Genomic DNA, 22,656 nt, shown 5'->3' with positions numbered 1-22,656 from the left:
TTGTCAGGAAACATCGAGTCTATGGCTTCTCCGCGCCGACGCGGGATGGCGCTTGGCTGAAAGGGATACGATGCGGCAAGGACGTGCGCGCTGGCTCGCAGGGCTGGCAATTGTGGCAGGGATGGCGATTTCTCCGCTGCCTGCCTACGCCAAGGAATCGACCGACCCGGTCAAGATCACCTCCTTCTCGGGCGCCTATCTCGCCGCCCGCATCGCCGAAGGCGACAACGACCTCGACAGTGCCATCGCTTATTACAAGCAGGCGCTCGCCTTCAATCCTGGCGACACCTCGCTGCAGCAAAGCCTGATGCTGTCGCTGATCGCGCAAGGCCGCTTCGAGGAATCGCTGGTCTATGCCGACAAGCTCAAGGCAGTTCCCGACGTCGAGCGCTTCTCGCGTCTGGCTCTGGCGGTCGATTCCTTCCACAAGAAGGATTTCACCAAGGCGCAGTACTGGCTCAAGCTGTCGCTCGAATCCGATCTCGACCGGCTGATTTCCGGCGTCATGTCCGGCTGGGCACAAGAGGGCGCCGGCGACCCCACCGGGGCGATGGCCTCGATCGACAAACTGCAGGGGCCTGACTGGTTCGGCCTGTTCAAGTCCTTCCACCGCGCGCTGATCGCCGATGCCGCAGGCCTATCGGACAAGGCCGACGCGCTTTATGACGCGACCCTGACCGACGTCACGGCCGGCGGTGCCGCGCCCGAGACATGGATGCGCAACGCCCAGGCCTACGCGTCTTTCCTGGCGCGCAAGGGAAACAAGAACAAGGCGCTCTACGTGCTCGACAAGGCCGAGGCGTTCGCGCCCGGCAAGCTCGACATCCAGGCGCTTCGCGACAGGATCAGCAAGGGCGACAAGATCGAGCCCTTCGTCGCCAGTCCCTCCGAAGGCGCCGCTGAAATCCTGCTCGACCTCGCCATCGCGCTCAATCGCGGCGGCGGCGAGCCGTTCGTGCGCCTCTATCTGCAATATGCGCTCGCGCTCAAGCCCGACAGCGACGCCGCTTTGGTGCAGCTTGCCGCCGTTGCGGAGCAGCTGAAGGACGGCGAAGGCGCCATTGCGCTCTATAGCCGCATTCCAGCCTCCTCGCCGCTGAAGGAGCTTTCCGACCTGCAGCTCGGCCTCAACCTTGCCGATCTCAACCGTCACGACGAGGCTATCGCCCATCTCAAGGCATTCGTCGAAGCTCACCCCGATGACATGCGCGCCTATCTGGCGCTGGGCGGGGTCTATGCCTCGAAGGAAGATTTCCGCTCCGCCGCCACTCTCTACGACAAGGCGGTCGCGGTGCTGAAGACGCCGACCAATGCCAACTGGAACATCTACTATCAGCGCGGCATCGCCTATGAGCGGCTGAAGGAATGGCCCAAGGCCGAACCGAACTTCCTCAAGGCGCTGGAACTGTTCCCCGACCAGCCGCAGGTGCTGAACTATCTCGGCTATTCCTGGGTCGACATGAACATGAACCTCAAGGAAGGCCTGGCGATGATCCAGAAGGCCGTCGACCTCAGGCCGAGCGACGGCTACATCGTCGATTCGCTGGGCTGGGCCTATTTCCGCATGGGCCGGTTCGACGACGCCGTGCGCGAAATGGAGCGCGCCGTGTCGCTCAAGCCGGAAGATCCGGTGCTCAACGACCATCTCGGCGATGCCTATTGGCGCGTCGGCCGCAAGCTCGAAGCCACTTTCCAGTGGAACCAGGCGCGCGACCTGAAGCCGGATCCCGATGTGCTTGCCATTTTGCAGCAGAAGCTGATGAAGGGCCTGCCGCCGATCGAATCCAACACGGCGCAGGAAACCCCGAAAGTCAAGCCGGCCACCCCGCCAGCGCCGAAAGGGTGATCGGGCCATACTTCTGATGAAACGGGGCTCGCTGAGCCCCGTTTTTGTTTCGGCTTGGCGTCTTAGAGCAATTCCAGGAAAAGTGTGCGCGGTTTTCCGTTCGGAATTGCGACAGAACAAAGAGATAGAGACGCCCTATCGCGATCGTCATTCTATGGCGGAGCAAGGAGCGAAGCGACGCGGCGCAGACCCAGCGTTGGCGCTCATTCTAGAACAGCTTTCGGTAGACGACGAAGCCCGAGAGATCGCCGATCTTGTCGTAGAGCTTCATCGCCGTGTGGTTGGTTTCGTGTGTCAGCCAGTAGACGCGGCTGGAGCCTGCGGTTTGCGCCCTGGTATAGACGTCTTCGATCAGTGCCCGGCCGACGCCCTTGCCGCGCGACGCCTCATTGGTGAAGAGGTCCTGCAGATAGCAGTTCGGCGAAATCGCCGTCGTGGTGCGGTGGTAGAGATAATGGACAAGACCGAGAAGCTTGCCTTCGCTCTCCGCGACCAGCGCATGCATCGGCTCATAGGCATCGAAGAAGCGCGACCATGTCATTGCAGTGATGTCACCGGGCAGGGCGGTCTCGCCCGAGCGGCCGTAAAACGCATTGTAGCCGTCCCACAGCGGCAGCCATTGCTCGTAATCCTCTCGGGTGACGGGGCGTACGGTGAACTGGCCTTGCATGGCTGAACCTTTGTCGTTGAAGCTGGGCGAGCAAACGGCCACCGGCACCGTCCGGCAATGGGCCAGTCCGAAGCAAAGCGTTCAACCTCTCATCAAGGCGGCGATAGGCGCTGCCTTGACGCCTACCGGCCCGGCAACTAGGGAATGGCATCATTTCAGCGCTTTCCGAGGCCGCCGTGACGTCAGACAGTCCAGCCCATATGCATCCCAGCCGCTCGTTCCAGGGGCTGATCCTGACCCTGCACAATTACTGGGCCGCCTATGGCTGCGTCATCCTGCAGCCTTACGACATGGAAGTCGGCGCCGGCACCTTCCATCCGGCCACCACGCTGCGCGCGCTCGGGCCCAAGGGCTGGAACGCCGCCTACGTCCAGCCCTCGCGCCGGCCCAAGGACGGCCGCTACGGCGAAAACCCCAACCGGCTGCAGCATTATTACCAGTACCAGGTGATCCTGAAGCCCAACCCGCCGAACCTGCAGGAACTCTATCTCGGCTCGCTCAAGGCGATCGGCGTCGATCCGTTGCTGCACGACATTCGCTTCGTCGAGGACGACTGGGCAAGCCCGACGCTTGGCGCCTGGGGGCTCGGCTGGGAGTGCTGGTGCGACGGCATGGAAGTGTCGCAGTTCACCTATTTCCAGCAGGTCTGCGGCATCGAATGCGCGCCGGTGGCGGGAGAACTGACCTACGGCCTGGAGCGGCTGGCCATGTATGTGCAGGGCGTCGACAATGTCTACGACCTCAACTTCAATGGCCGAGAAGGCGCCGAAAAAGTCACCTATGGCGATGTCTTCCTGCAGGCCGAGCAGGAATATTCCAGGCACAATTTCGAATATGCCAACACCGCCATGCTGCTCAGGCATTTCGAGGACGCCGAAGCCGAATGCAAGGCGCTGCTCGCGGCCGGCGCCCCGGCTTCGAACGACAATCTGCCGATGCACCGCATGGTCTTCCCGGCCTATGACCAGTGCATCAAGGCCAGCCACGTCTTCAATCTGCTCGACGCGCGCGGCGTGATTTCGGTGACCGAGCGGCAGAGCTACATCCTGCGGGTGCGCAATCTGGCGAAGGCCTGCGGCGAGGCGTTCCTCCAAACCCAGGCCGGCGGCCTCGCCGCCTGAGGCTCACTTCATCATTTCGGGGGACATGTTGATTGGGGCCAACATCGGGCCAGTCGATCCGGCCATGGTCCGCAAAGCCTGCCGTACGCCCGGCATCGCGAAGGCGCCATGGGCCTGCGCGGTCAAACAGGCGCTGAGCGCGATGATCTGCAGAAGTCTCGATGCCGTTTTCATGGTCGTTCAGCCAATAAGTTCCCTGCCTGAGCGTTCGTCGCTTCAGCGCTGCGTTTGGTTCATGGAAATCTTTGATCAAAGGACGGGCGGGCTGGTTGCGGCCCGACAGGGGCGGTCAAAATTTCTGGAAACAGCGGTCAGCCGAGTTGCCATGCCCTCTTACCTCCCCCTAGATGGGGGAGGTCGCCGCGAAGCGGCGGGTGGGGGTGACAGCGCGACGTTCCATGCCAAAACTCGATCGATTCAAGCTGCAGTCTGCGCAAAGGCTTCGCGCGGCGATGACCGACGAGGAACGCATCCTGTGGCGGCATCTGTGGCGCATTCCAGTAGAAGGCACTCATTTTCGCAGGCAGGCGTCGGTAGGCGTTTACTTCCCTGATTTCACCTCCCACCGGCTGAAGCTGATCATTGAGGTGGACGGTGTCCATCACAGCTTCGATGACCAACAGCACCATGACGAACGTCGAACGAAATGGTTTGAGAGCCAGGGTTATCGAGTCATCCGCTTCTGGAACCATGAAATCAAAAACGAACTGGATTCCGTGCTCGATACGATCTATGCGGCGGTGGAAGAACGAAAATCACACCTGCGTTTGCGCGATGGTGCCGAAGGTATCGGCGGCTGAGAGGTCGCCACCCCACCCCGGCGCTACGCGCCGACCCTCCCCATCGAGGGGAGGGTGGGAGCCTAACTATGCCTGATCTGCTTCTAGAACTTCGCTCCGAGGAAATCCCCGCCCGGCCGCGCAACCGCAGCGCCGGAGACGCGAGGACGCGCAATCAGGGAGAAGGCATGCGGGTGGAGAAACTCTGATGCCGGATTTGTTGCTGGAACTCCGCTCCGAGGAAATCCCCGCCCGGCCGCGCAACCGCAGCGCCGGAGGCGCGAGGACGCGCAATCAGGGAGAAGGCATGCGGGTGGAGAAACTCTGATGCCTGATCTTTTGCTAGAACTTCGCTCCGAGGAAATCCCCGCCCGCATGCAGCGCAAGGCGGCGGGCGATCTCAGGAAGATGCTGACCGACGGTCTGGTCGAGGCGGGTCTGACCTATGACGCCGCGCGCGAATACTGGACGCCGCGGCGCCTGGCGCTCGATGTCAGGGGCCTGACCGCGCGCTCGAAGGACATCCACGAGGAGATCAAGGGGCCGTCGACGGCGGCGCCGGACCAGGCGGTGCAGGGTTTTCTGCGCAAGGCAGGCCTTGCCTCGGTTGCCGAGGCGCATGTCCATTCCGATCCGAAGAAGGGCGATTTCTACGTCGCCCATATTTCGAAGCCGGGCAGGGCGGCGGAAGAAATCGTCGCCGAACTGGTGCCGGCCATCATCCGCAGCTTCCCGTGGCCGACATCGATGCGCTGGGGGCCGGCTTCGGCTAAGCCCGGTTCGCTGCGCTGGGTGCGGCCGCTGCAGACGATCCTGTGCACCTTCGGCCCGGAGACCGAGGAGCCGGCGGTGGTCGATTTCGAGATCGATGGCATCCGCTCGGGCAATATCACCTATGGCCATCGTTTCATGGCGCCGGGTGAAATCACCGTGCGCCGCTTCGACGACTACGTGACCAAGCTGGAAGCGGCCAAGGTCGTGCTCGACGGCGACCGGCGCAAGGAGATCATCCTTGCCGACGCCCGCAACCTCGCCTTCGCCAACGGGCTCGATCTGGTCGAGGACGAAGGGCTGCTGGAAGAAGTGTCGGGCCTGGTCGAATGGCCGGTGGTGCTGATGGGCGAATTCGAGCAGGCCTTTCTTGCCATTCCGCCCGAGGTGGTGCGGCTGACCATTCGCGCCAATCAGAAATGCTTTGTCACCCGTCCGCAAGGCGACGGCGAAAACCTTTCCAACCGCTTCATCCTCACCGCCAACATCGAGGCGAAGGATGGCGGCAAGGAGATCGCGCACGGCAACGGCAAGGTGGTGCGCGCGCGCCTGTCGGATGCGCTGTACTTCTGGCGGACCGACCAGGGCGATCTGCCCGATCTCGAGCAGCTTGAAGCATCGGCGGAAAAGTTCGGGCTCGATCTGAAAAAGCCGCTCGACCAACGCATGGCCCGCCTCGACCATCTCGGGGTGACTTTCCACGCCAAGCTCGGCACGCAAGGCGAGCGGGTAGAGCGCATCAAGCGGCTGGCGGAGGAACTGGCGCCAACAGTGGCGCAGTCGATCTCCCCCCTTGAGGGGGAGATGGCCGGCAGGCCAGAGGGGGTCGGTTCGGCTGCCGCGACGCAATCTGGCTTTGCAAAGAAAGAGGGAGTTGGCGCTCCACGCGAGACGACCCCCTCTGTCGCCTTCGGCGACATCTCCCCCTCAAGGGGGGAGATTACCGCGCTCGCGGCCCGCGCCGCGGTGCTGGCCAAGGCCGATCTTACGACCGAAGCAGTGGGCGAGTTTCCGGAACTGCAAGGCGCCATGGGGCGCAAATACGCGCTGCTGCAGGGCGAGCATCCGTCCGTGGCTGCGGCGATCGAGGAGCACTACAAACCGCAAGGTCCGTCGGATAGCGTGCCGACCAATCCGGTGTCGATTGCCGTCGCGCTGGCCGACAAAATCGATACGCTGGTCGGCTTCTGGGCCATTGATGAAAAGCCGACGGGCTCGAAGGATCCTTACGCGCTGAGAAGGGCAGCACTGGGTGTGGTGAGGATCCTGATCGAGAATGGGATCTCACTGCCGCTGACATCGCTCTTCGATAGTGCCTATCAAACGGCGAGTTATCTCGCGTCCAAGGCTGGACGGGCCTTTGGCTCCGACCTCCTCGCCTTCTTCCACGACCGCCTGAAAGTCTATCTCCGCGACCAGGGCGCTCGGCATGATCTCATTGACGCCGTGCTGGCAGGTGGTGGAAGCGCGCCAATCTCCCCCATTGTGGGGGCGGCGAAGCCGACAAAGGGGGGCGCTGTCCCGCCGACCTCTCATTCTGGCGCGCCCCCCTCTGCCCTGCCGGGCATCTCCCTCACAAGGGGGGAGATCGGCCAATCGCACTCGGATGACCTCCTGCAGATCGTGCGCCGCGTCGAGGCGCTAGGGTCCTTCCTCGACACCGAGGACGGCAAGAACCTGCTCGCCGGCGCCAAGCGCGCGGCCAACATTCTGGCTGCCGAGGAGAAGAAGAAAACGCGCGTCGCCGCGACTGTTGAGCCGGCGCTGTTTCGCGAGGAGGCCGAGAAATCGCTGTTTGCGGCGGTGAATCAGGCGGAGAGAGAAGCCGGCGAAGCGATTCAAAACGAAGACTTTTCCGCCGCCATGCTGGCGCTTAGCGTGTTGCGTGAACCGGTTGATTCATTCTTTGAACGCGTTCTCGTGAATGATGAGGACCAGGCCGTGCGCGCCAACCGCCTGGCGCTGCTGGCTCGCATCCGCACGGCCACCGATCAGGTCGCGGATTTTTCCAGAATAGCTGGCTAAGGGACGGACAAGCCCGAACACGGGCGGCGTTCACACGCCGCCCGTCTTGTTTTCAGTCCTCCCGAGGCTGACTCCGTCAGTCCTCCAAAATGCTGACATGCACGCTGTCTGAATAGACGTCGACCTGGATCAGCGGCTCGCCATTGACGATGGCGTTCCGTGTCGAGGAGCTCATCGCGCCACCGCGCTTCAGCATGCGTTCCAGATACGCGCGATCATCGTTGCTGCGGAACCAGTCATCGCCCTGGTCGTCGGCATCGCGCCGGTGGAACTTGTGCCAGTTGGCACGGTCCTGCCGCACCATCTGTGCTGCGCTGCTCAGCTCATAGCCGTCGCTGGCATGGTGGTCGCGATCGGAAATGCGCGCGACGTAGGACCCTAGCTCGTCACCGGCCTGCGCGCCGCCGACACCTATAGGTGACGCCAGCAACAGGCCGGCAATAGTCAAAGATTTCGTCATGTTCATGATAACCCCTCGCTCTCCTAGAACCCGGCGCGCTCATGCCAAACCCGATTGGCGAAATTGGGGCCGCCGCCGCCAAGCCGATCCTGCGCCGGGGCGTCGATCGGCGTCAAGCGGCATGGATCGGCCGACTGTCTTGGCCGACTGTTTTGGCTGAATGGCCTACTCGGCTTTGCCGACGCCCTCGATCGGCTGCTGCGGTGTTGCTGCCGGCTGCGGCGCTGCCGGTTGCGACTCGGGCTTGCCGTTCGATGCCGTTGCAGTTCCGGCTGGTGCGGTCTCTGCCGTCGGCTCAGTCGCCGGCGCCGCGGCGCTCGCCCTGGCCGGAGCCGGCGCGGCGAAGGCGCCGCCGACGATGCCGCCGCGAATGATCATCGGGTCCTGGCCGTGCCTAGGCTTTTCGGGGATCGCCGCGACCTTTTCATAAGTCACATCGGGCTGGGCATCGCCGAGTGCGACGATCGATGGCGACGAGGCGATCCTGACCGGTTCGGATCCGCCAACCTTGATGACCGATGGCGTCGAGGTCGAGACGCCGAGAGAGACGATCGACGAGGCGTGCGCCCCACCGGTCATCGCCGCCAGGGTGAAACCAAGCGCTCCAAGCACACGCATCGACATCGAAACCGTCCCCTTGCCCGACAAGCCGCCAGCCCTAACCGCAAATAGCCTTAACCCCAGTGGATTGATGCCGGCTTGCAGGGAAACGTAGCATTTTAGGCATTGATAATTCGCCAACGCCGGCTTGCCCGAAAACCACTGCCGTATTAGAGCAATTCCAGGAAAAGTGAGTAGCGGTTTTCCGTCCGGAATTGCGCAAAAACAAATACTTAGAGCGTTTCAGCGAACCGCTGAACCGCTCTAATGCATGTCGCTCAAAAGTGGCCCCGGTTTTGAGAGAACGACATGCATCAAAACAAAGACCTAAAGCGCGTCGCATGAATCCGGTTCAGCGCGACGCGCTTTAGGTCCGGTGCCTGTGAGGTGAAGCGAGTGGCTGAGATACTATCCGTCGGCGAAGCGATGGAGCAGGCGTTGGCGCTGCTTGAGGGCGGCGACGTCGTCGCCATCCCGACGGAGACCGTCTATGGACTGGCCAGCGACGCGACCAATGGCGTCGGCGTCGCCCGCATTTTCGAAGCCAAGGGCCGGCCGCGCTTCAACCCGCTGATTGCCCATGTCGCCGATCTGGCGATGGCCGAGCGCATTGCGGCCTTCGATCCGCTGTCGAAACGGCTGGCCGAGGCGTTCTGGCCGGGGCCGCTGACGCTGGTGCTGCCGCTCCAACCCGGCAACGGCATCCATCCGCTGGTCACCGCCGGGCTGGACACGATCGCGCTGCGCATGCCCAGGGGGTTCGGCGGCGAGCTGATCGCCAGACTCGGCCGGCCGTTGGCCGCGCCCAGCGCGAACTCTTCGGGCAAGATCAGCGCCACGACGGCGCAAGCCGTCGCGGCCGATCTCGGCGCCAAAATCCAGCTGGTGGTCGATGGCGGCGCCACCCCGGTCGGGCTGGAATCGACCATCGTCAAGGTCGAAGGCAACAGCGTGCGGCTGCTGAGGCCAGGCGGCATCGCTGCCGCCGATATCGAGGCCGTCACCGGCATTAAGCTGCAGCGCGGCGCGACAGCCGGCATCGAGGCGCCCGGCATGCTGGCGTCGCATTATGCGCCGCGCGCATCGGTGCGGCTCGATGCACAGAGTGTGGCTGAAGGCGAGGCCTTGCTGGCCTTTGGTGGCGACCGCGCCGAAGGCTGGCAAGCGGCGGCCGCCTTGCGCAACCTGTCCGCGTCAGGCGATTTGCGCGAAGCCGCAAGCAATCTGTTCGCGTATTTGCAGGAACTCGACCGCAGCGGTGCGGCGACGATCGCCGTCGAGCCGATCCCGTTCGATGGGCTCGGCGAGGCGATCAACGATCGGCTGTTTCGTGCCGCTGCCCCCCGTGACAAGCTCGATTGAGCGCCATAGTTTGCGCCCATGAACGACGCACCCTTCGACCTCGATCCCGCTCTCATCGCCCGCTTCGCGGCAATCGTCGGCGACAAATATGCGCTGCGCGACCAGGCCGATATTGCGCCGTATCTGACCGAGCGGCGCGGCCTATGGCACGGCAGGACCGCCTTGGTGCTGCGTCCCGGCAGCGTCGACGAGATCAGCCGGATCATGCGCCTGGCGAGCGAGACGGGAACGCCGGTCGTGCCGCAAAGCGGCAACACCGGGCTGGTCGGCGCCCAGGTGCCGGATGCCTCCGGCCGCGAGATCGTGCTTTCTTTGTCGCGGCTGAACCGCATTCGCGAGATCGACGTCTTCTCGAACACGGTGACCGTCGAAGCCGGCGTCATCCTGCAGACGCTGCAGGAAGCCGCCGACGCCGCCGACCGGCTGTTTCCGCTGTCGCTTGCCGCGCAGGGCTCCTGCCAGATCGGCGGCAACCTCTCGTCCAATGCCGGCGGCACCGGCGTGCTCGCCTATGGCAATGCGCGCGAACTCTGCCTCGGCGTCGAAGTGGTGCTGCCGACCGGCGAAATCTTCGACGATCTGCGCAAACTGAAGAAGGACAACACCGGTTACGATCTGAAGAACCTGTTCGTCGGCGCCGAAGGCACGCTCGGCATCATCACCGCGGCGGTGCTGAAACTGTTTCCCAAGCCCAAGGGGCGCGAAGTGGCCTTTGCCGGCCTGTCGTCGCCGGAAGCAGCGCTTTCGCTGTTCAGCCTGGCGATGGACCGGGCAGGGGCGGCACTCACCGCCTTCGAGCTGATCGGCCAGCGTCCTTATGATTTCACGCTGCGCCATGCGCAGGGCGTCACGCGGCCGCTGGCGCAGGATTGGCCATGGTATGTGTTGATGCAGGTGTCGTCGGGCCGTTCGGCCGAGGACGCCAGGGGGCTGATCGAAGAAGTGCTGTCGGCAGGCCTCCAGCAAGGCATCGTCGGCGACGCGGTGATCGCGGCCAGCCTGGCGCAGGGCGACGCGTTCTGGAACTTCCGCGAGGTGCTGCCGGATTCGCAAAAGCCCGAAGGCGCTTCGATCAAGCATGATATTTCGGTACCGGTGGCATCCATCCCGGCGTTTATCGAAAAGGCGGCCGGTGCAGTGGCTTCGGTCAGTCCGCAGGCGCGCGTGGTCTGCTTCGGCCATATGGGCGACGGCAATCTCCACTACAACATCTCCCGGCCGGAGGGCGGTGACGACGAAGCGTTTCTCGGCCTCTACCACGCCATGAACCATGCCGTGCACGATGTCGTGCGCTCCTTCCACGGCTCGATCTCGGCCGAGCACGGCATCGGCCAGTTGAAGCGCGACGAGCTGATCGCCACCGCGCCGCCAATGGCGATCGAGCTGATGCGCCGGGTGAAGGCCGTCTTCGATCCGGCCGGCATCATGAATCCCGGTAAGGTTATCTGATCCTTTCAACATTTTGTGGCTGGTCTCATTCCGATAACCATTGCCTGAGATCAGCAAAATTTAACTGACTTTCTTAAGCCGGGCGGCAGAAGCTCGCGCTAATGTTTCACACAACGAGGCCGGGAAAACCGGCCCGGAGAGACCCGCAAAACGGCTCTCAGGAGAAACACAGGAAGGCAGCAGATGAACAGTGTATTGAAGCCCGTCTGGGCCGGGCGCAACATGCGCCTCGACCCATTCCGCCTGCCGCAAGTGGTGAGCTATGCCACGCGCGACGACTATGGCGACGTTACCTTCACCATCGACCAGCGCGGCGCCGTCATCCGCCGCACGCTCGAGATGAGCGGCGTGCCGGCGATCATCGCGCTGCCCGCCAACGCGTTTCGCGGCGTCGCCGCCCGCGCGATGGAGGATGCGCAAGGCAATGTCACGGTAACCCTCGAACTCCTGCACAACGACCCGATGCTGTCGGTGCCGCTGCTGGTGGCCGACGATCTCGACGACGTCGCCGCCGACTGGCGCGCCTGGGCCGATGCTTACCGGCTGCAGATGCTGCTGATCGAATCCGACGGCATTGCCCGCACGCTTGAGGAATCGCTCGGCGCCGCCATCAAGGCGCTGCCGGCCAAGGATCGCCGCAAGGGCCGGGTCTCGACCACGCGCCGCCCGCGCTTCCTCGCCCGCCGCAGGGCCGGCAATCTCGGGCTGAGACTGGTGATCGACGGCCAGGAGATTATTTCGCGGGAGTAGCTTGACCGGCGATTGGCGAAACCGCCGACGACAGCCTTCTTCTCCCCGTCACTATACGGGGGTTGAGGAGCGGTCCGCGTAGCGGACGAAAAGCCAATTGCTTGGCTTTTCGAGTGACCAACGCCCTGCAGGGCGATGAGGGGCGGCGCTGACCGAGGCATTTCTCGCAATATCGCCGCTGTGCATCTCACCTCAACTGCAAAGATTGGCGCTGCCCCTCATCCGGCTGCCGCCACCTTCTCCCCGTGTAGTGACGGGGAGAAGGAGATTAAACCAGCGGCTTTAGCGCCACCCACAGCGCACCGCCGATCAGGCCGATGAAGATCAACCAGCCGACCTGGTTGTTGGATTTGAACAGCCGCAGGCATTGATCGGGATCGTCGATATCCAGAACCGCTATCTGCCGCGCCATATGGGCGCCGGCGGCGATCAGCCCGGCCAGCGCCACCACCGGCACCTGCGCCGAGGCGAACGCGATGGCGAAGCAGACCAGCGTGCCGCCATAAAGCCCGACCAGCCAGGTCTTGGTGTTGTCGCCGAACAGCCGCGCCGTCGAGCGCACGCCGACGATTGCGTCGTCTTCCTTGTCCTGATGTGCATAGATGGTGTCGTAGCCGATCACCCACAGGATCGAGCCGATATAGAGCATGATGGCCGGGCCATCGAGATCGCCGAACTCGACCGCCCAGCCCATCAGCGCACCCCAGGAGAAGGCGAGCCCGAGCACCAATTGCGGCCAGTTGGTGAAGCGCTTCATGAAGGGATAGACGGCAACGATGACCAGCGAGACGATGCCGAGCGGAATGGCGAAGTCGTTGAACTGCAGCAGCACGACGAGGCCCAGCAAGGCCTGGATGACCAGGAACGCCCAGGCTTGGCGGCGCGTCACCTTGCCGGCCGGCAATGGCCGCGAGCGCGTGCGCTCGACCTTGTTGTCGATGTCCTGGTCGACAATGTCGTTATAGGTGCAGCCGGCGCCACGCATGGCGACGGCGCCGACAAAGAACAGGAACAGGAACCACGGCGACGGCAGCAATGTGAGCAACGGGTCTGCCGGGCGGGGATAGGCGCTGGCCGCAAGCGCTGCCGACCACCAGCAGGGCCACAGCAGCAATTGCCAGCCGATCGGCCGGTCCCAGCGCGCAAGCTGCGCGTAAGGCCACAGCCAGCGCGGCAATATCTTGTAGACCCAATGGCCGCTCGGCGCGTCGGCGACGCGGCCCTGTGCGGCTTTCGACTGGATGGTTTCCATCGTGCTGGAGTGGCAGCAGCGGCGTGCGCCGTCAAGCGGCCGCATTGTCGCTCAGGCGGTGAAAATATCGTGGCTGGCAAACCATTCCTTCGCCACCTCCGTGAAGGCCAGCGCCGCCTTCGACAGCCTTTGCCTTGTGTCATGGGTGAGGATGATGCGCTGCATCGGCAGCGGATCGGACAGCGGCTTGCAGACCAGCGGCAGCCCGTCATAACTCCTGTCGCCATAGGGCCTGGTGTAGCTCACCGCGACGCCGAAGCCGTTGGCGACCATGCTGCGCTGCAGTTCGAACGAACTCGCCGTCGATTGCGAGACCGGCGACAGGCCGCGGCTGAGGAACAGGTCCAGCATATGCTGCCAGCTATGCGGCTGGTCGGTGGTGATCAAGGGATGGGTCGCCAGCTCCGCCAGGCTGACGCTCGCTTGGCTGGCCAGTGCGTGGCCTTGCGGCAGAAGCGCGTGTGGCCGCAGCTCATGCAGCAGGATGCGGGCGAAGTGCGAGGGCAGGCCGAGATCGTAGGTCAGGCCGAGATCGATTGCCGCATCGCCGAGCCGCCGGCCCAGCGTCTCGAAGGTCTCGTCGCGGACCACCACGGTGACCGCCGGGCAGCGTTGCGAAAAAGCGCGGATCAGCGCCGGCGCGAAATAGGGCGCCAGATCCTCGAAACAGCCGAGCACAAGTTCGCCCCCGACATCGGCGTCGCGCGTCCCGAGCCCAACCAGTTCGTCCGCTTCGGCCAGCACCTGCTTTGCCTTCGCCACCGCGCTGCGGCCGAACGAGGTCAGCGCGATGCCGCTGCCGCGCTGGCGCACGAACAGTTTCTGGCCGAGCGTCGCTTCGACATTGTCGATCGCCACCGAGATCGACGGCTGTGAGACGTTCAGCATCCGCGCGGCCGCGGTGACGCTGCCATGCCGTGCGACGGCGACGAGGTAACGCAGCTGGGTGAGGGTCAGATTCATAGTCTAAAACTATAAGAGAGATGAGAAGTTATTATTTTACGCGATGTGCGGCGGCTGCGATAGTCGGTCATCGAAACAGGGAAGACATGAGATGGCCGCCAGACATATTGATGCCGCAGCGATTGCCGACTACCAGCGCGACGGCGCGGTCTGCATACGCGGCGCCTTCAAGGACTGGGTCGGCACCATCGCCGCCGGCATCGAGCGCAACATGCAAAACCGCAGCGCCACGGCCTCGGACATCGCCAACGGCAAGGGCAGCTTCTTCGACGATTACTGCAATTGGGAGCGCATTCCCGAATTCGTCGACGTGGTGCGCAATTCCCCGGCCGCGGAACTCGCGGCAGCGGCGATGCAGTCGCGCAGCGCCCAGTTCTTCCACGACCATGTGCTGGTCAAGGAACCGGGCACGCAAAAGCCGACGCCTTGGCACCAGGACATCCCGTATTACTTCGTCGATGGCACCCAGACCGTCAGCTTCTGGATTCCGATCGATCCGGTCAAGGAAGCGACGCTGCGGCTGGTCGCCGGCTCGCACAAATGGGACAAGATGATCCTGCCGGTGCGCTGGCTAGATGACAGCAATTTCTATGCCGGCGAGGGCGACTACCTCCCCGTGCCGGATCCAGACAAGGACCCGTCGCTGAAGGTGCTCGAATGGGAGATGGAACCGGGGGACGCCATCCTCTTCGACTTCCGCACCGCGCATGGTGCGCGCGGCAATCCGACCGCGGCGCGGCGCCGGGCGCTGTCGCTGCGCTGGGTCGGCGACGATGCGCGCTATGTCGAGCGCCCCGGCCGTACCTCGCCACCCTATGCCGGCCATGACATGAAGCCCGGCCAGAAACTGCGCGAGGACTGGTTTCCAGTGGTCTTCCAGAGCTGATACCGGCCGGGGACGCCGTGCTCTCGGCGCGACGTTCCCGTGCGCAACCGGTATGGCGCAAGGTAAAACTCTTGACCCGCGCCGCCCGGGGCAATAGCGCAGTCCCTGTCGTGAAATGACAAGGGACATCGGCATGCGCGTTTTGTTGATCGGCTCCGGCGGCCGCGAACATGCCCTGGCCTGGAAGATCGCGGCCTCGCCGCTTTTGACCAGGCTCTATGCCGCGCCCGGCAATCCGGGCATCGCCCACGAGGCCGAACTGGTCAAGCTCGACATCGCCGACCATGCCGCTGTTGCCAGCTTCTGCCAGGACAACGCGATCGATCTCGTCGTCGTCGGGCCGGAAGGGCCGCTGGTCGCCGGCATTGCCGACGATCTGCGTGAGCAGGGCATCCGCGTCTTCGGCCCGTCGAAGCGGGCAGCGCGGCTCGAAGGCTCGAAAGGTTTTACCAAGGACCTTTGCGCCAAATACGGCATCCCGACCGCCGCCTATGGCCGCTTCACCGATCTTGCCTCGGCGAAAGCCTATGTCGAAAAGGTCGGCGCGCCGATCGTCATCAAGGCCGACGGGCTTGCCGCCGGCAAGGGCGTCACCATCGCCATGACGCTGGACGAGGCGCGCGCCGCCCTCGATGCTTGTTTCGACGGCGCATTCGGTGACGCCGGCGCTGAGGTAGTAGTCGAGGAATTCATGACCGGCGAGGAGGCGAGTTTCTTCTGCCTGTGCGACGGCACGACCGCACTTCCCTTTGGCACCGCGCAGGACCACAAGCGCGTCGGCGATGGCGATACCGGCCCCAACACCGGCGGCATGGGCGCCTATTCGCCGGCGCCGGTGATGAGCCCCGAAATGGTCGAGCGCACCATGCGCGAGATCGTCGAGCCGACCATGCGCGGCATGGCCGAGCTTGGCGCGCCGTTCGCCGGCATTCTGTTTGCCGGGCTGATGATCACCGACAAGGGGCCGAAGCTGATCGAATACAACACCCGCTTCGGCGATCCCGAGTGTCAGGTGCTGATGATGCGGCTGAAGGACGATCTGCTGGTGCTGCTCAACGCCGCCGTCGACGGCCAGTTGGCGCACAGTTCGATCCGCTGGCGCGACGATGCCGCGCTGACCGTGGTGATGGCGGCACAGGGCTATCCCGGGACGCCGGAAAAAGGCTCGGTCATTCGGGGTCTCGACGAAGCCGCTGGCGAAGGCGTTGAGATTTTCCATGCCGGCACTGCCATCAATGGCGGCGCGCTGGTCGCCAATGGCGGCCGCGTGCTCAACGTCACGGCATCAGGCAAGACGGTGGGCGAAGCGCAAAGCCGCGCTTACGCCGAGCTCGACCGTATCGACTGGCCGCAAGGCTTCTGCCGCCGCGACATAGGCTGGCAGGCGGTGGCGCGGGAAAAGGCCAGCGCCGCCACATAAGCCTCAGCGCTCGCGAACCAGTTCCGTCGAAGCGGTGCTGACCGGGTCGGCGGCCTGCGAGAAGGCGGCCTCGAGCAGAGCCTCCGAACGATACGTGGTCCGCTTCCAGGCGACATACTCGGCAATGCCGAAGCGCGCGCGGCGCGGCACCGTCTTGACCACCGGCATGCGGAAGGCGGCGCGGAATGTCTGCCAGCGCGCGCCGAGCACCGCCACCATTTCCTCGACCGCCGGTGGCGTCGCCACATCGGCGTATGTGATGGTGACTTTGCCGGCGAGCCCGGCCGCGCGCGACACCGGCACCGGTATTGAGGCGAGGTAGTCGGGCGGCACGTCGATCAGGCCGCCGAAGGGCCATTGCTGGCGCAGTGCCGCCGCGTCCATCGGCGCGACGTTGACGTCGATGTCGTTGGGCGTGCCGGCGACGCGGTAGGGGCAGCGCAGGCGCCCGCAATTGGCCTGCGCCGAGAACTGCCACAGCGCATAGCCCTGCCAGTTGCCCATCGGAAAATGCACGTCGATGTCGGGCTTGTAGCGCGCATACCAGAGCGGCAGCCGCGACAGCAGACGGTATTGGTAGCGGTTGTCGGCGATGTACTGGGCGGTCTTGCCGTTGGTGTAGAGGATCGGGAAACGGCCGAGCCGCCGGTGCACCTGGCGCACGAATTCCTCGGCATCCTCGAGCGACATCCATTGCGAGGGGTCGTTGCCTTCGAGATCGAGGGCGAGCAGATCGTCAGGGGCTGGCTCGGCGAAATCGATGAAACTGTTGGCCTGCTCGAGCGGATTGCCGGGGCGGGCAAGATGATACGCGCCCCATTTCAGGCCGAGCGCCTTGGCCACCACCTTGCGCGTCTGAAACAGCTCGCGCGTCACCGCAAAGCGTTTCCACAATGTCTTGCAGAGTTTGACCGTAGGCTCGTCGCCGTAGCAGAAATAGGGCGGCGGCAGCCCGTCGGAGGCCTTGTTGATGAAGCCGACAATGCGCTTGTCGGTTGCAAGCTGCGCCCAGTCGATGGAATTGTATTCATAGGCGTCGACCACCAGCGCGCGGTCGCCATCCCGCCAAGGCTCGGAAAAGTCCGAGGCTGTAGCCGCTGACGTCAGCGCCATCATCGCCGCGAGAGCGATCGCTGAGCGGCGAAGAAGATGCGCCGGCGTTTTCAAACAGGGGATCCCCGCTGACCAAACACCGATGGTGGACCGGTATGGTTAAGGAAGTGCTTTCGGGCAGGAGTCCTGTCGCTCTCGCGACTTCTTCATTTTATGGCGAAGCAAGGAGCGAAGCGACGCGGGGCGGACCATAGTATGCATTCCGCGACTTCGAAGCGTTGCCACGGCGCAGAATTCTGCACCGTTGCGCCCTAGCGCGAGGTCGCGACATGGTACTCGGCGTCCGCTACGCTCCCGCTCCACCTGTGGACGACGAAGTTCGATGAAAATCCGCGTGACAAAGTTTGACGTTTACGTAAAAAGAAGGTCGGAGGCCGCCCAGAGGCGGATGGTTTTGCATCGGCCCGGGTCCTAGGATCGAGCGATCGGAGCAGCGGAGGAGAAGCGGCATGTACAAGGCCCCGGTCGACGACATTTCGTTCACGCTCAAGCATGTCGCCGGGCTCAAGCCGGCACTCGACAGCGGCGCGTTCGGCGACCTCGGCGAAGACCTTGTCGACGCCATCCTGGCCGAGGCCGGCCGCTTCGCCAGCGAGGAGGTGGCGCCGCTCTACAAGATCGGCGACCAGCACGGTGCGGTGCTGAAGGATGCAGCCGTGACCATGCCGCCCGGTTGGAAGGCGCTTTACCGCAGCTGGATCGACGGCGGCTGGAACGCGCTGTCGGGACCGGAAGAATTCGGTGGCCAGGGCCTGCCGACCATGCTCGGCGTTGCCGCGCTCGAAATGTGGAACTCCGCCGCCATGGCCTTCGGCATCGGCCCGACGCTGACCATGGGCGCGGTCGAGGCGCTCGACAAGCATGCTTCCCAGGCGCTCAAAGCAAGGTATCTGGCGAAGCTCGTTTCCGGCGAATGGATGGGGACGATGAACCTGACCGAGCCGCAGGCCGGTTCCGATCTCGCCGCTCTGCGCACCCGCGCCGAGCCTGCCGGCGACGGCACCTACCGCATCTTCGGCCAGAAGATCTTCATCACCTATGGCGAGCACGATTTCACCGACAACATCGTCCATCTGGTGTTGGCGCGGCTGCCCGACGCACCGGCCGGCACGCGCGGTATTTCGTTGTTCCTGGTGCCGAAATTCCTGGTCAATGATCACGGCTCGCTCGGCGCCCGCAACGACGTCTTCTGTTCCGGCCTCGAGCACAAGCTCGGCATCCATGCCTCGCCGACTTGCACCATGATCTATGGCGACGGGTTCCAGGGTGCTGCGCCCGGCGCCGTCGGTTGGCTGATCGGCGAGGAGAACAAGGGGCTCGCCTGCATGTTCACCATGATGAACAACGCGAGGCTTTGCGTCGGCATGCAGGGCGTGGCAGTGGCCGAAGCCGCGACGCAGAAGGCGATCGCCTATGCCAATGAGCGCCGCCAGGGCAAGGCATCGGACTTTTCAGGCGCCGGGATGGCGCCGATCGTCCATCACCCCGACGTGCAGCGCAATCTCTTGACCATGAAGGCTTTGACCCAGATCGCCCGCGCCATCTCGTATTCCTGCGCCTATGCCATCGACTTTGCGCGTGTGTCGACAGGCGAGGAGGCCGCGCATTGGCGCGATCGCGCCAATCTGCTGACGCCGCTGGCCAAGGCCTTTTCCACCGATATCGGCGTCGATGTCGCATCGCTCGGCGTCCAGGTCCACGGCGGTATGGGCTTCATCGAGGAGACGGGCGCGGCCGCGCTCTATCGCGACTCCCGCATTGCGCCGATCTATGAAGGCACCAACGGCATCCAGGCGATCGACCTTGTAGCCCGCAAATTGCCGCTTGGCGGCGGCGAGCATGTGCATGGCTATATCGCCGAACTGAAGGCCATCGCCGACGAGGTGCGGACCTCGAACCTGCAGGGCTTCGGCCGCACCGCCGAAGCGCTTGACCAGGCGTTCGACGATCTCACCGAGGCGACGCGCTTCCTGCAGAAGCTGCTGGCCGACGGCCGTCTGGACGAAGCGCAAGCCGGTGCGACCCCCTATCTCAGGCTGATCTCGCTTGCTGCCGGCGGCGCTTATCTGGCGCGTGGCGGACTTGCCCAGCAGAGCCGCATCGCCCTTTGCCGCTTTTTCGCCGAAAACCTGCTCGGCGAAGTCAGCGCCTTGAAGGAACGCGTCATCGATGGCGCCGAGAGCCTCGCTACCGCCGGCAAGGCGCTGATAACGGCCTGAATACCAGAGCGCTCACCAGGGAAGAATGACCGTGACAGACCATATTCTCGTCGAGCGCCAGGGCGCCATCCAGATCATCCGCATGAACCGTCCCGACAAGAAGAACGCACTGACGCGCGCCATGTACGCGACAATGTCCAAGGCGCTGGCCGATGGCGATGCCGACCCGGCGGTTCGCGTCCATGTCTTCCTCGGTGTGCCTGGCGCCTTCTCTTCCGGCAACGATCTCGCCGATTTCCTGGTCATCGCCACCGGCGGTGAGGGCGGCAACGAGGTCTGGGACTTCCTGATGGCGCTGGCCAAAACGGAGAAGCCGATGGTCTCCGGCGTCGACGGCATTGCGGTCGGCATCGGCACCACGCTCAATTTGCATTGCGACCTGACTTTCGCCACGCCGCGCACGGTGTTCCGCACACCCTTCGTCGACCTTGGCCTGGTGCCGGAGGCGGGCTCCAGCCTGCTGGCGCCGCTCATCCTCGGCAGGCAGGGCGCCTTTGCGCTGCTTGGACTCGGCGAAGGTTTTTCCGCCGAACGCGCCAAGGCCGCCGGCCTGATCTATGAGGTGGTCGAGGAGGACGGGCTAGAAGCCGCGGCACTCGCCGCGGCCGGCGCGATCGCCGCCAAGCCGCCGCAGGCGCTGAAGATCGCTCGTGACCTGATGCGCGCCCCGCGCGACGAGCTTGTCGCCCGCATCAAGGTGGAGAGCGAGCGTTTCTCCGAGCGGCTGAAGTCCGACGAAGCGCGCGCCGCGTTGACGGCCTTCATGACGCGCAAGAAGGCCTGAACTTATCCTCAGGGATAAAGCCGTGTCTTGTCCCAGCCGCCTTCGGCGTTGCGCGAAAAGACCAGCCGATCGTGCAGCCGGAATGGCCGGTCGTGCCAGAACTCGATCGCCTGCGGCACGATGCGGAAGCCCGACCAGTGCTTTGGCCGCGGGATTTCGCCGATAGGGTAGCGCGCCGTGTATTCGGCCACCGCCTTCTCCAGGGCAAAGCGGCTTTCCAGCGGCCGCGACTGTTTCGAAGCCCATGCGCCGATCCGGCTGCCGCGCGGCCGCGTCGCGTAATAGGCGTCGGCTTCAGCGTCGCTGACGATCTCCACCGGACCGCGTATGCGCACCTGGCGGCGCAGCGATTTCCAGTGGAAGCACATCGCCGCCTTCATGCTGCCAAGAATCTCGCGGCCCTTGGCGCTCTCGAAATTCGTGTAGAAGACAAAGCCGCTTTCATCGAAACCCTTGAGCAGCACCATCCGCACATCCGGCATGCCGTCGGCATCGACGGTTGCAAGTGCTACGCCGTTGGCGTCGTTGATTTCGCTTTTCTTGGCGTCCTCCAGCCACTCGGCAAAGAGCCGGAACGGCTCGGCGGCTTCGGTAAAGTCACTACTTGTTAACTCAGTGTCACTCATAGTTTTTCTCAAATTGTATCGAGCTTCAGGAGGTTGCCGATTGTCGCGTATCGCGCAAGCTTTTGACAGCGGGCAATGGAGCGTTATCGCTTCGGCCAGTTCGAAAGCCGTGATCGTGATTATCGCACTGCCGCTTGCCGCCTGCGGCGCCGGCGGCTTCAGCCTGGAAAAGGCCGAGGTCGATCGTTCCATCGTCACCTCAAGCGCGCCGGCCAGGGTGACATCGACGGACGCCGACAGCGCTTCCGACCAGACCACGATCGGCAATGCGGTGTCTTCGGCCGACATCGAGGAGCTTCGCGGCCAGGCCGTGCCCTGGGCGAATGCCGACACCGGCTCGCGCGGCTCCATCACCGAACTCGCCGAAGTGCAGGACAACGGCCAAGACTGCCGCAGCTTTACCGCCTCGCGCGAAAGCTTCGACGGCGTCGCTTTGTTCAAGGGGCAATTGTGCATCGCCGCGGCCGGCGGCTGGCACATGCAGGACTTCAAACCGCTCTGATTTTTCGAGGTTTGCGGGCGCTGCAATTTCAACCCTCGATAAGCCTGTGCGCCACTGGAATTTCTTCCTATGGGAGCGCATATAAGGGCCAACGTGGATTTAACTCATTTTCCAGGGCAGGACGCATGCGCGACCCCTATGAGGTGCTGGGCGTGGCCAAGAACGCATCGGCCAAGGACATAAAATCGGCCTACCGCAAGCTCGCCAAGAAGTATCATCCGGACCAGAATCCGAATGATCCAAAGGCCAAGGACCGTTTTGCCGCCGCCAATCAGGCCTATGAGGTCGTCGGCGACGAGAAGAACCGTGCGGCCTTCGACCGCGGCGAGATCGACGCCGACGGCAAGCCGAAATTCCAGGGCTTCGAGGGCGCGGCCGGTGGCGGCGATCCGTTCGGTGGCTTCCGCCGCCAGCAGGGCGCCGGCGGCTCGCGCTTCGAATTCCGTTCGGGCCGCCCGGGCGGCGATCCTTTCGACGGCAACAGCGACATCTTCAGCCAGATCTTTGGCGACGCTTTTTCCGGTGCGCGCGGCGCTGGCGCCGGCGACCGCCGCCAGCAGGCGACAGCCGCCGATCTCAACGTCACGCTCGACGTCACCATCGAGGAGATAGCGACCGCCGAAAAGGTGACGGCGATGTTCCCCGACGGCCGCAAGATCGCGGTCAAGCTGCCGGTCTATGTCGAGGATGGCCAGACCATCCGGCTGAAGGGCCAGGGCGAGCAGGGGCCGGGACAGCCGGGCGATGCGCTGGTCAAGATCCGTATCCGCAGGCACCCGCGCTACCGCATCGAAGGCCGTGACCTGCATGCCGATCTGGAGGTAGCGTTGGCCGACGCGGTGCTGGGCGCCAAGGTGCCGGTCGACACGCCGACCGGCAGGCTGGCGGTCAACATTCCGGCCTGGTCGAGTTCCGATAAGGTGCTGCGCCTGAAGGGCAGGGGCTTGCCGGAAAAGGCCGGCGGCCATGGCGATCTCTACGCCCATGTCCGCATCATGCTGCCGGAAGGCGGCGACAGCGAACTCGAAGCGCTGATGCGCAGCCGCAAAGGCTGATGC

General features: G+C 64.1%; 21 protein-coding genes. 13 read left to right on the top strand and 8 right to left on the bottom strand.

Annotated features, from left to right (window positions below; translation table 11 throughout):
• Positions 1–70: 70 nt before the first annotated feature.
• On the top strand, positions 71–1,846 hold the full coding sequence (locus tag NKJ75_RS28155) for a tetratricopeptide repeat protein (protein ID WP_352500455.1): 1,776 nt from the start codon (positions 71–73) through the stop codon (positions 1,844–1,846).
• Positions 1,847–2,054: 208 nt separating this feature from the next.
• Here NKJ75_RS28155 and NKJ75_RS28150 read toward each other — a convergent pair whose 3' ends face one another.
• On the bottom strand, positions 2,055–2,516 hold the full coding sequence (locus NKJ75_RS28150) for a GNAT family N-acetyltransferase (RefSeq protein ID WP_023687114.1): 462 nt from the start codon (positions 2,514–2,516) through the stop codon (positions 2,055–2,057).
• Positions 2,517–2,692: 176 nt separating this feature from the next.
• On the opposite strand from NKJ75_RS28150, the gene NKJ75_RS28145 reads away from it, so the two are divergent.
• The gene (locus NKJ75_RS28145) at positions 2,693–3,637 is read left to right on the top strand and encodes a glycine--tRNA ligase subunit alpha (protein ID WP_023687115.1); all 945 of its coding nucleotides are present in this window, start codon (positions 2,693–2,695) and stop codon (positions 3,635–3,637) included.
• 3 nt (positions 3,638–3,640) lie between these two features.
• Here NKJ75_RS28145 and NKJ75_RS28140 read toward each other — a convergent pair whose 3' ends face one another.
• Positions 3,641–3,811, bottom strand: coding sequence for a hypothetical protein (locus NKJ75_RS28140; RefSeq protein ID WP_352500447.1), 171 nt, complete (start codon positions 3,809–3,811; stop codon positions 3,641–3,643).
• Positions 3,812–4,035: 224 nt separating this feature from the next.
• On the opposite strand from NKJ75_RS28140, the gene NKJ75_RS28135 reads away from it, so the two are divergent.
• Both NKJ75_RS28135 and glyS read left to right on the top strand, forming a co-directional pair.
• Positions 4,036–4,437, top strand: coding sequence for an endonuclease domain-containing protein (locus tag NKJ75_RS28135; RefSeq protein ID WP_023732115.1), 402 nt, complete (start codon positions 4,036–4,038; stop codon positions 4,435–4,437).
• Positions 4,438–4,743: 306 nt separating this feature from the next.
• The gene (gene glyS / locus NKJ75_RS28130; protein ID WP_352500446.1) at positions 4,744–7,212 is read left to right on the top strand and encodes a glycine--tRNA ligase subunit beta; all 2,469 of its coding nucleotides are present in this window, start codon (positions 4,744–4,746) and stop codon (positions 7,210–7,212) included.
• Between the two features lie 76 nt (positions 7,213–7,288).
• Here the strand turns inward: glyS and NKJ75_RS28125 are convergent, their stop codons facing one another.
• Positions 7,289–7,672 (bottom strand): hypothetical protein, encoded by a 384-nt coding sequence (locus NKJ75_RS28125; RefSeq protein ID WP_081732299.1) that lies wholly within the window; start codon positions 7,670–7,672, stop codon positions 7,289–7,291.
• A 165-nt stretch (positions 7,673–7,837) separates the two neighbouring features.
• The gene (locus tag NKJ75_RS28120; protein WP_023834484.1) at positions 7,838–8,296 is read right to left on the bottom strand and encodes a hypothetical protein; all 459 of its coding nucleotides are present in this window, start codon (positions 8,294–8,296) and stop codon (positions 7,838–7,840) included.
• Positions 8,297–8,668: 372 nt separating this feature from the next.
• Between NKJ75_RS28120 and NKJ75_RS28115 the strand changes: the two genes are divergently transcribed.
• The 3 genes from NKJ75_RS28115 (at position 8,669) to NKJ75_RS28105 (ending at position 11,833) form a co-directional block, all read left to right on the top strand.
• Positions 8,669–9,634, top strand: coding sequence for an L-threonylcarbamoyladenylate synthase (locus NKJ75_RS28115; protein ID WP_352462042.1), 966 nt, complete (start codon positions 8,669–8,671; stop codon positions 9,632–9,634).
• An 18-nt stretch (positions 9,635–9,652) separates the two neighbouring features.
• A complete protein-coding gene (locus NKJ75_RS28110; protein ID WP_023834482.1) occupies positions 9,653–11,083 on the top strand; it encodes an FAD-binding oxidoreductase in 1,431 nt (476 codons plus the stop codon).
• A gap of 183 nt (positions 11,084–11,266) precedes the next feature.
• Entirely contained in the window at positions 11,267–11,833 is a 567-nt protein-coding gene (locus tag NKJ75_RS28105; RefSeq protein WP_023668457.1) for a DUF6101 family protein, read from the top strand.
• Between the two features lie 268 nt (positions 11,834–12,101).
• Here NKJ75_RS28105 and ubiA read toward each other — a convergent pair whose 3' ends face one another.
• Together ubiA and NKJ75_RS28095 are read right to left on the bottom strand one after the other, a co-directional pair.
• A complete protein-coding gene (gene ubiA, locus NKJ75_RS28100; RefSeq protein ID WP_023706640.1) occupies positions 12,102–13,085 on the bottom strand; it encodes a 4-hydroxybenzoate octaprenyltransferase in 984 nt (327 codons plus the stop codon).
• Positions 13,086–13,136: 51 nt separating this feature from the next.
• Entirely contained in the window at positions 13,137–14,048 is a 912-nt protein-coding gene (locus tag NKJ75_RS28095) for a LysR family transcriptional regulator (protein WP_023668455.1), read from the bottom strand.
• A gap of 91 nt (positions 14,049–14,139) precedes the next feature.
• Here NKJ75_RS28095 and NKJ75_RS28090 point away from each other — a divergent pair, with 91 nt between their 5' ends.
• Together NKJ75_RS28090 and purD are read left to right on the top strand one after the other, a co-directional pair.
• Complete coding sequence (locus NKJ75_RS28090) at positions 14,140–14,934, top strand: phytanoyl-CoA dioxygenase family protein (protein WP_023818977.1); 795 nt, start codon at positions 14,140–14,142, stop codon at positions 14,932–14,934.
• A gap of 133 nt (positions 14,935–15,067) precedes the next feature.
• Positions 15,068–16,354: a phosphoribosylamine--glycine ligase gene (gene purD / locus NKJ75_RS28085; RefSeq protein WP_352500445.1), complete on the top strand. Its 1,287-nt coding sequence runs from the start codon at positions 15,068–15,070 to the stop codon at positions 16,352–16,354.
• A 3-nt stretch (positions 16,355–16,357) separates the two neighbouring features.
• Here purD and NKJ75_RS28080 read toward each other — a convergent pair whose 3' ends face one another.
• Positions 16,358–17,470, bottom strand: a complete 1,113-nt coding sequence (locus NKJ75_RS28080; protein WP_352500454.1) for a glycoside hydrolase family 25 protein — start codon at positions 17,468–17,470, stop codon at positions 16,358–16,360.
• A 446-nt stretch (positions 17,471–17,916) separates the two neighbouring features.
• Between NKJ75_RS28080 and NKJ75_RS28075 the strand changes: the two genes are divergently transcribed.
• Together NKJ75_RS28075 and NKJ75_RS28070 are read left to right on the top strand one after the other, a co-directional pair.
• Positions 17,917–19,686 carry an acyl-CoA dehydrogenase family protein gene (locus tag NKJ75_RS28075; RefSeq protein ID WP_352500444.1) on the top strand — a complete coding sequence of 590 codons (1,770 nt, stop codon included), beginning with the start codon at positions 17,917–17,919 and terminating at the stop codon, positions 19,684–19,686.
• 31 nt (positions 19,687–19,717) lie between these two features.
• A complete protein-coding gene (locus tag NKJ75_RS28070) occupies positions 19,718–20,470 on the top strand; it encodes a crotonase/enoyl-CoA hydratase family protein (protein ID WP_023738480.1) in 753 nt (250 codons plus the stop codon).
• Positions 20,471–20,478: 8 nt separating this feature from the next.
• On the opposite strand, the gene pdxH is transcribed toward NKJ75_RS28070, so the two are convergent.
• Positions 20,479–21,096, bottom strand: coding sequence for a pyridoxamine 5'-phosphate oxidase (pdxH, locus tag NKJ75_RS28065; RefSeq protein ID WP_023668448.1), 618 nt, complete (start codon positions 21,094–21,096; stop codon positions 20,479–20,481).
• A gap of 40 nt (positions 21,097–21,136) precedes the next feature.
• Here pdxH and NKJ75_RS28060 point away from each other — a divergent pair, with 40 nt between their 5' ends.
• Entirely contained in the window at positions 21,137–21,598 is a 462-nt protein-coding gene (locus tag NKJ75_RS28060) for an RT0821/Lpp0805 family surface protein (RefSeq protein WP_023698503.1), read from the top strand.
• A 125-nt stretch (positions 21,599–21,723) separates the two neighbouring features.
• Complete coding sequence (locus tag NKJ75_RS28055; protein WP_023687130.1) at positions 21,724–22,653, top strand: DnaJ C-terminal domain-containing protein; 930 nt, start codon at positions 21,724–21,726, stop codon at positions 22,651–22,653.
• The last annotated feature ends 3 nt before the right edge of the window (positions 22,654–22,656 follow it).

The organism is Mesorhizobium sp. M0058, assembly GCF_040323095.1.
In the GTDB taxonomy this organism is placed as follows: domain Bacteria; phylum Pseudomonadota; class Alphaproteobacteria; order Rhizobiales; family Rhizobiaceae; genus Mesorhizobium.
The sequence above is the reverse complement of the archived record's forward strand: the minus strand, read 5'-3'. Positions and strand labels throughout refer to the sequence as shown.

Bases quoted from the DNA above. Each gene is read 5' to 3' on its own strand.
- purD (WP_352500445.1), top strand. From the start codon at position 15,068: ATGCGCGTTTTGTTGATCGGCTCCGGCGGCCGCGAACATGCCCTGGCC.
- NKJ75_RS28150 (WP_023687114.1), bottom strand. From the start codon at position 2,516: ATGCAAGGCCAGTTCACCGTACGCCCCGTCACCCGAGAGGATTACGAG.
- NKJ75_RS28120 (WP_023834484.1), bottom strand. From the start codon at position 8,296: ATGTCGATGCGTGTGCTTGGAGCGCTTGGTTTCACCCTGGCGGCGATG.
- ubiA (WP_023706640.1), bottom strand. From the start codon at position 13,085: ATGGAAACCATCCAGTCGAAAGCCGCACAGGGCCGCGTCGCCGACGCG.
- NKJ75_RS28140 (WP_352500447.1), bottom strand. From the start codon at position 3,811: ATGAAAACGGCATCGAGACTTCTGCAGATCATCGCGCTCAGCGCCTGT.
- NKJ75_RS28075 (WP_352500444.1), top strand. From the start codon at position 17,917: ATGTACAAGGCCCCGGTCGACGACATTTCGTTCACGCTCAAGCATGTC.
- NKJ75_RS28090 (WP_023818977.1), top strand. From the start codon at position 14,140: ATGGCCGCCAGACATATTGATGCCGCAGCGATTGCCGACTACCAGCGC.
- NKJ75_RS28110 (WP_023834482.1), top strand. From the start codon at position 9,653: ATGAACGACGCACCCTTCGACCTCGATCCCGCTCTCATCGCCCGCTTC.
- NKJ75_RS28135 (WP_023732115.1), top strand. From the start codon at position 4,036: ATGCCAAAACTCGATCGATTCAAGCTGCAGTCTGCGCAAAGGCTTCGC.
- NKJ75_RS28055 (WP_023687130.1), top strand. From the start codon at position 21,724: ATGCGCGACCCCTATGAGGTGCTGGGCGTGGCCAAGAACGCATCGGCC.
- NKJ75_RS28080 (WP_352500454.1), bottom strand. From the start codon at position 17,470: ATGATGGCGCTGACGTCAGCGGCTACAGCCTCGGACTTTTCCGAGCCT.
- glyS (WP_352500446.1), top strand. From the start codon at position 4,744: ATGCCTGATCTTTTGCTAGAACTTCGCTCCGAGGAAATCCCCGCCCGC.
- NKJ75_RS28095 (WP_023668455.1), bottom strand. From the start codon at position 14,048: ATGAATCTGACCCTCACCCAGCTGCGTTACCTCGTCGCCGTCGCACGG.
- pdxH (WP_023668448.1), bottom strand. From the start codon at position 21,096: ATGAGTGACACTGAGTTAACAAGTAGTGACTTTACCGAAGCCGCCGAG.
- NKJ75_RS28155 (WP_352500455.1), top strand. From the start codon at position 71: ATGCGGCAAGGACGTGCGCGCTGGCTCGCAGGGCTGGCAATTGTGGCA.
- NKJ75_RS28105 (WP_023668457.1), top strand. From the start codon at position 11,267: ATGAACAGTGTATTGAAGCCCGTCTGGGCCGGGCGCAACATGCGCCTC.
- NKJ75_RS28125 (WP_081732299.1), bottom strand. From the start codon at position 7,672: ATGACGAAATCTTTGACTATTGCCGGCCTGTTGCTGGCGTCACCTATA.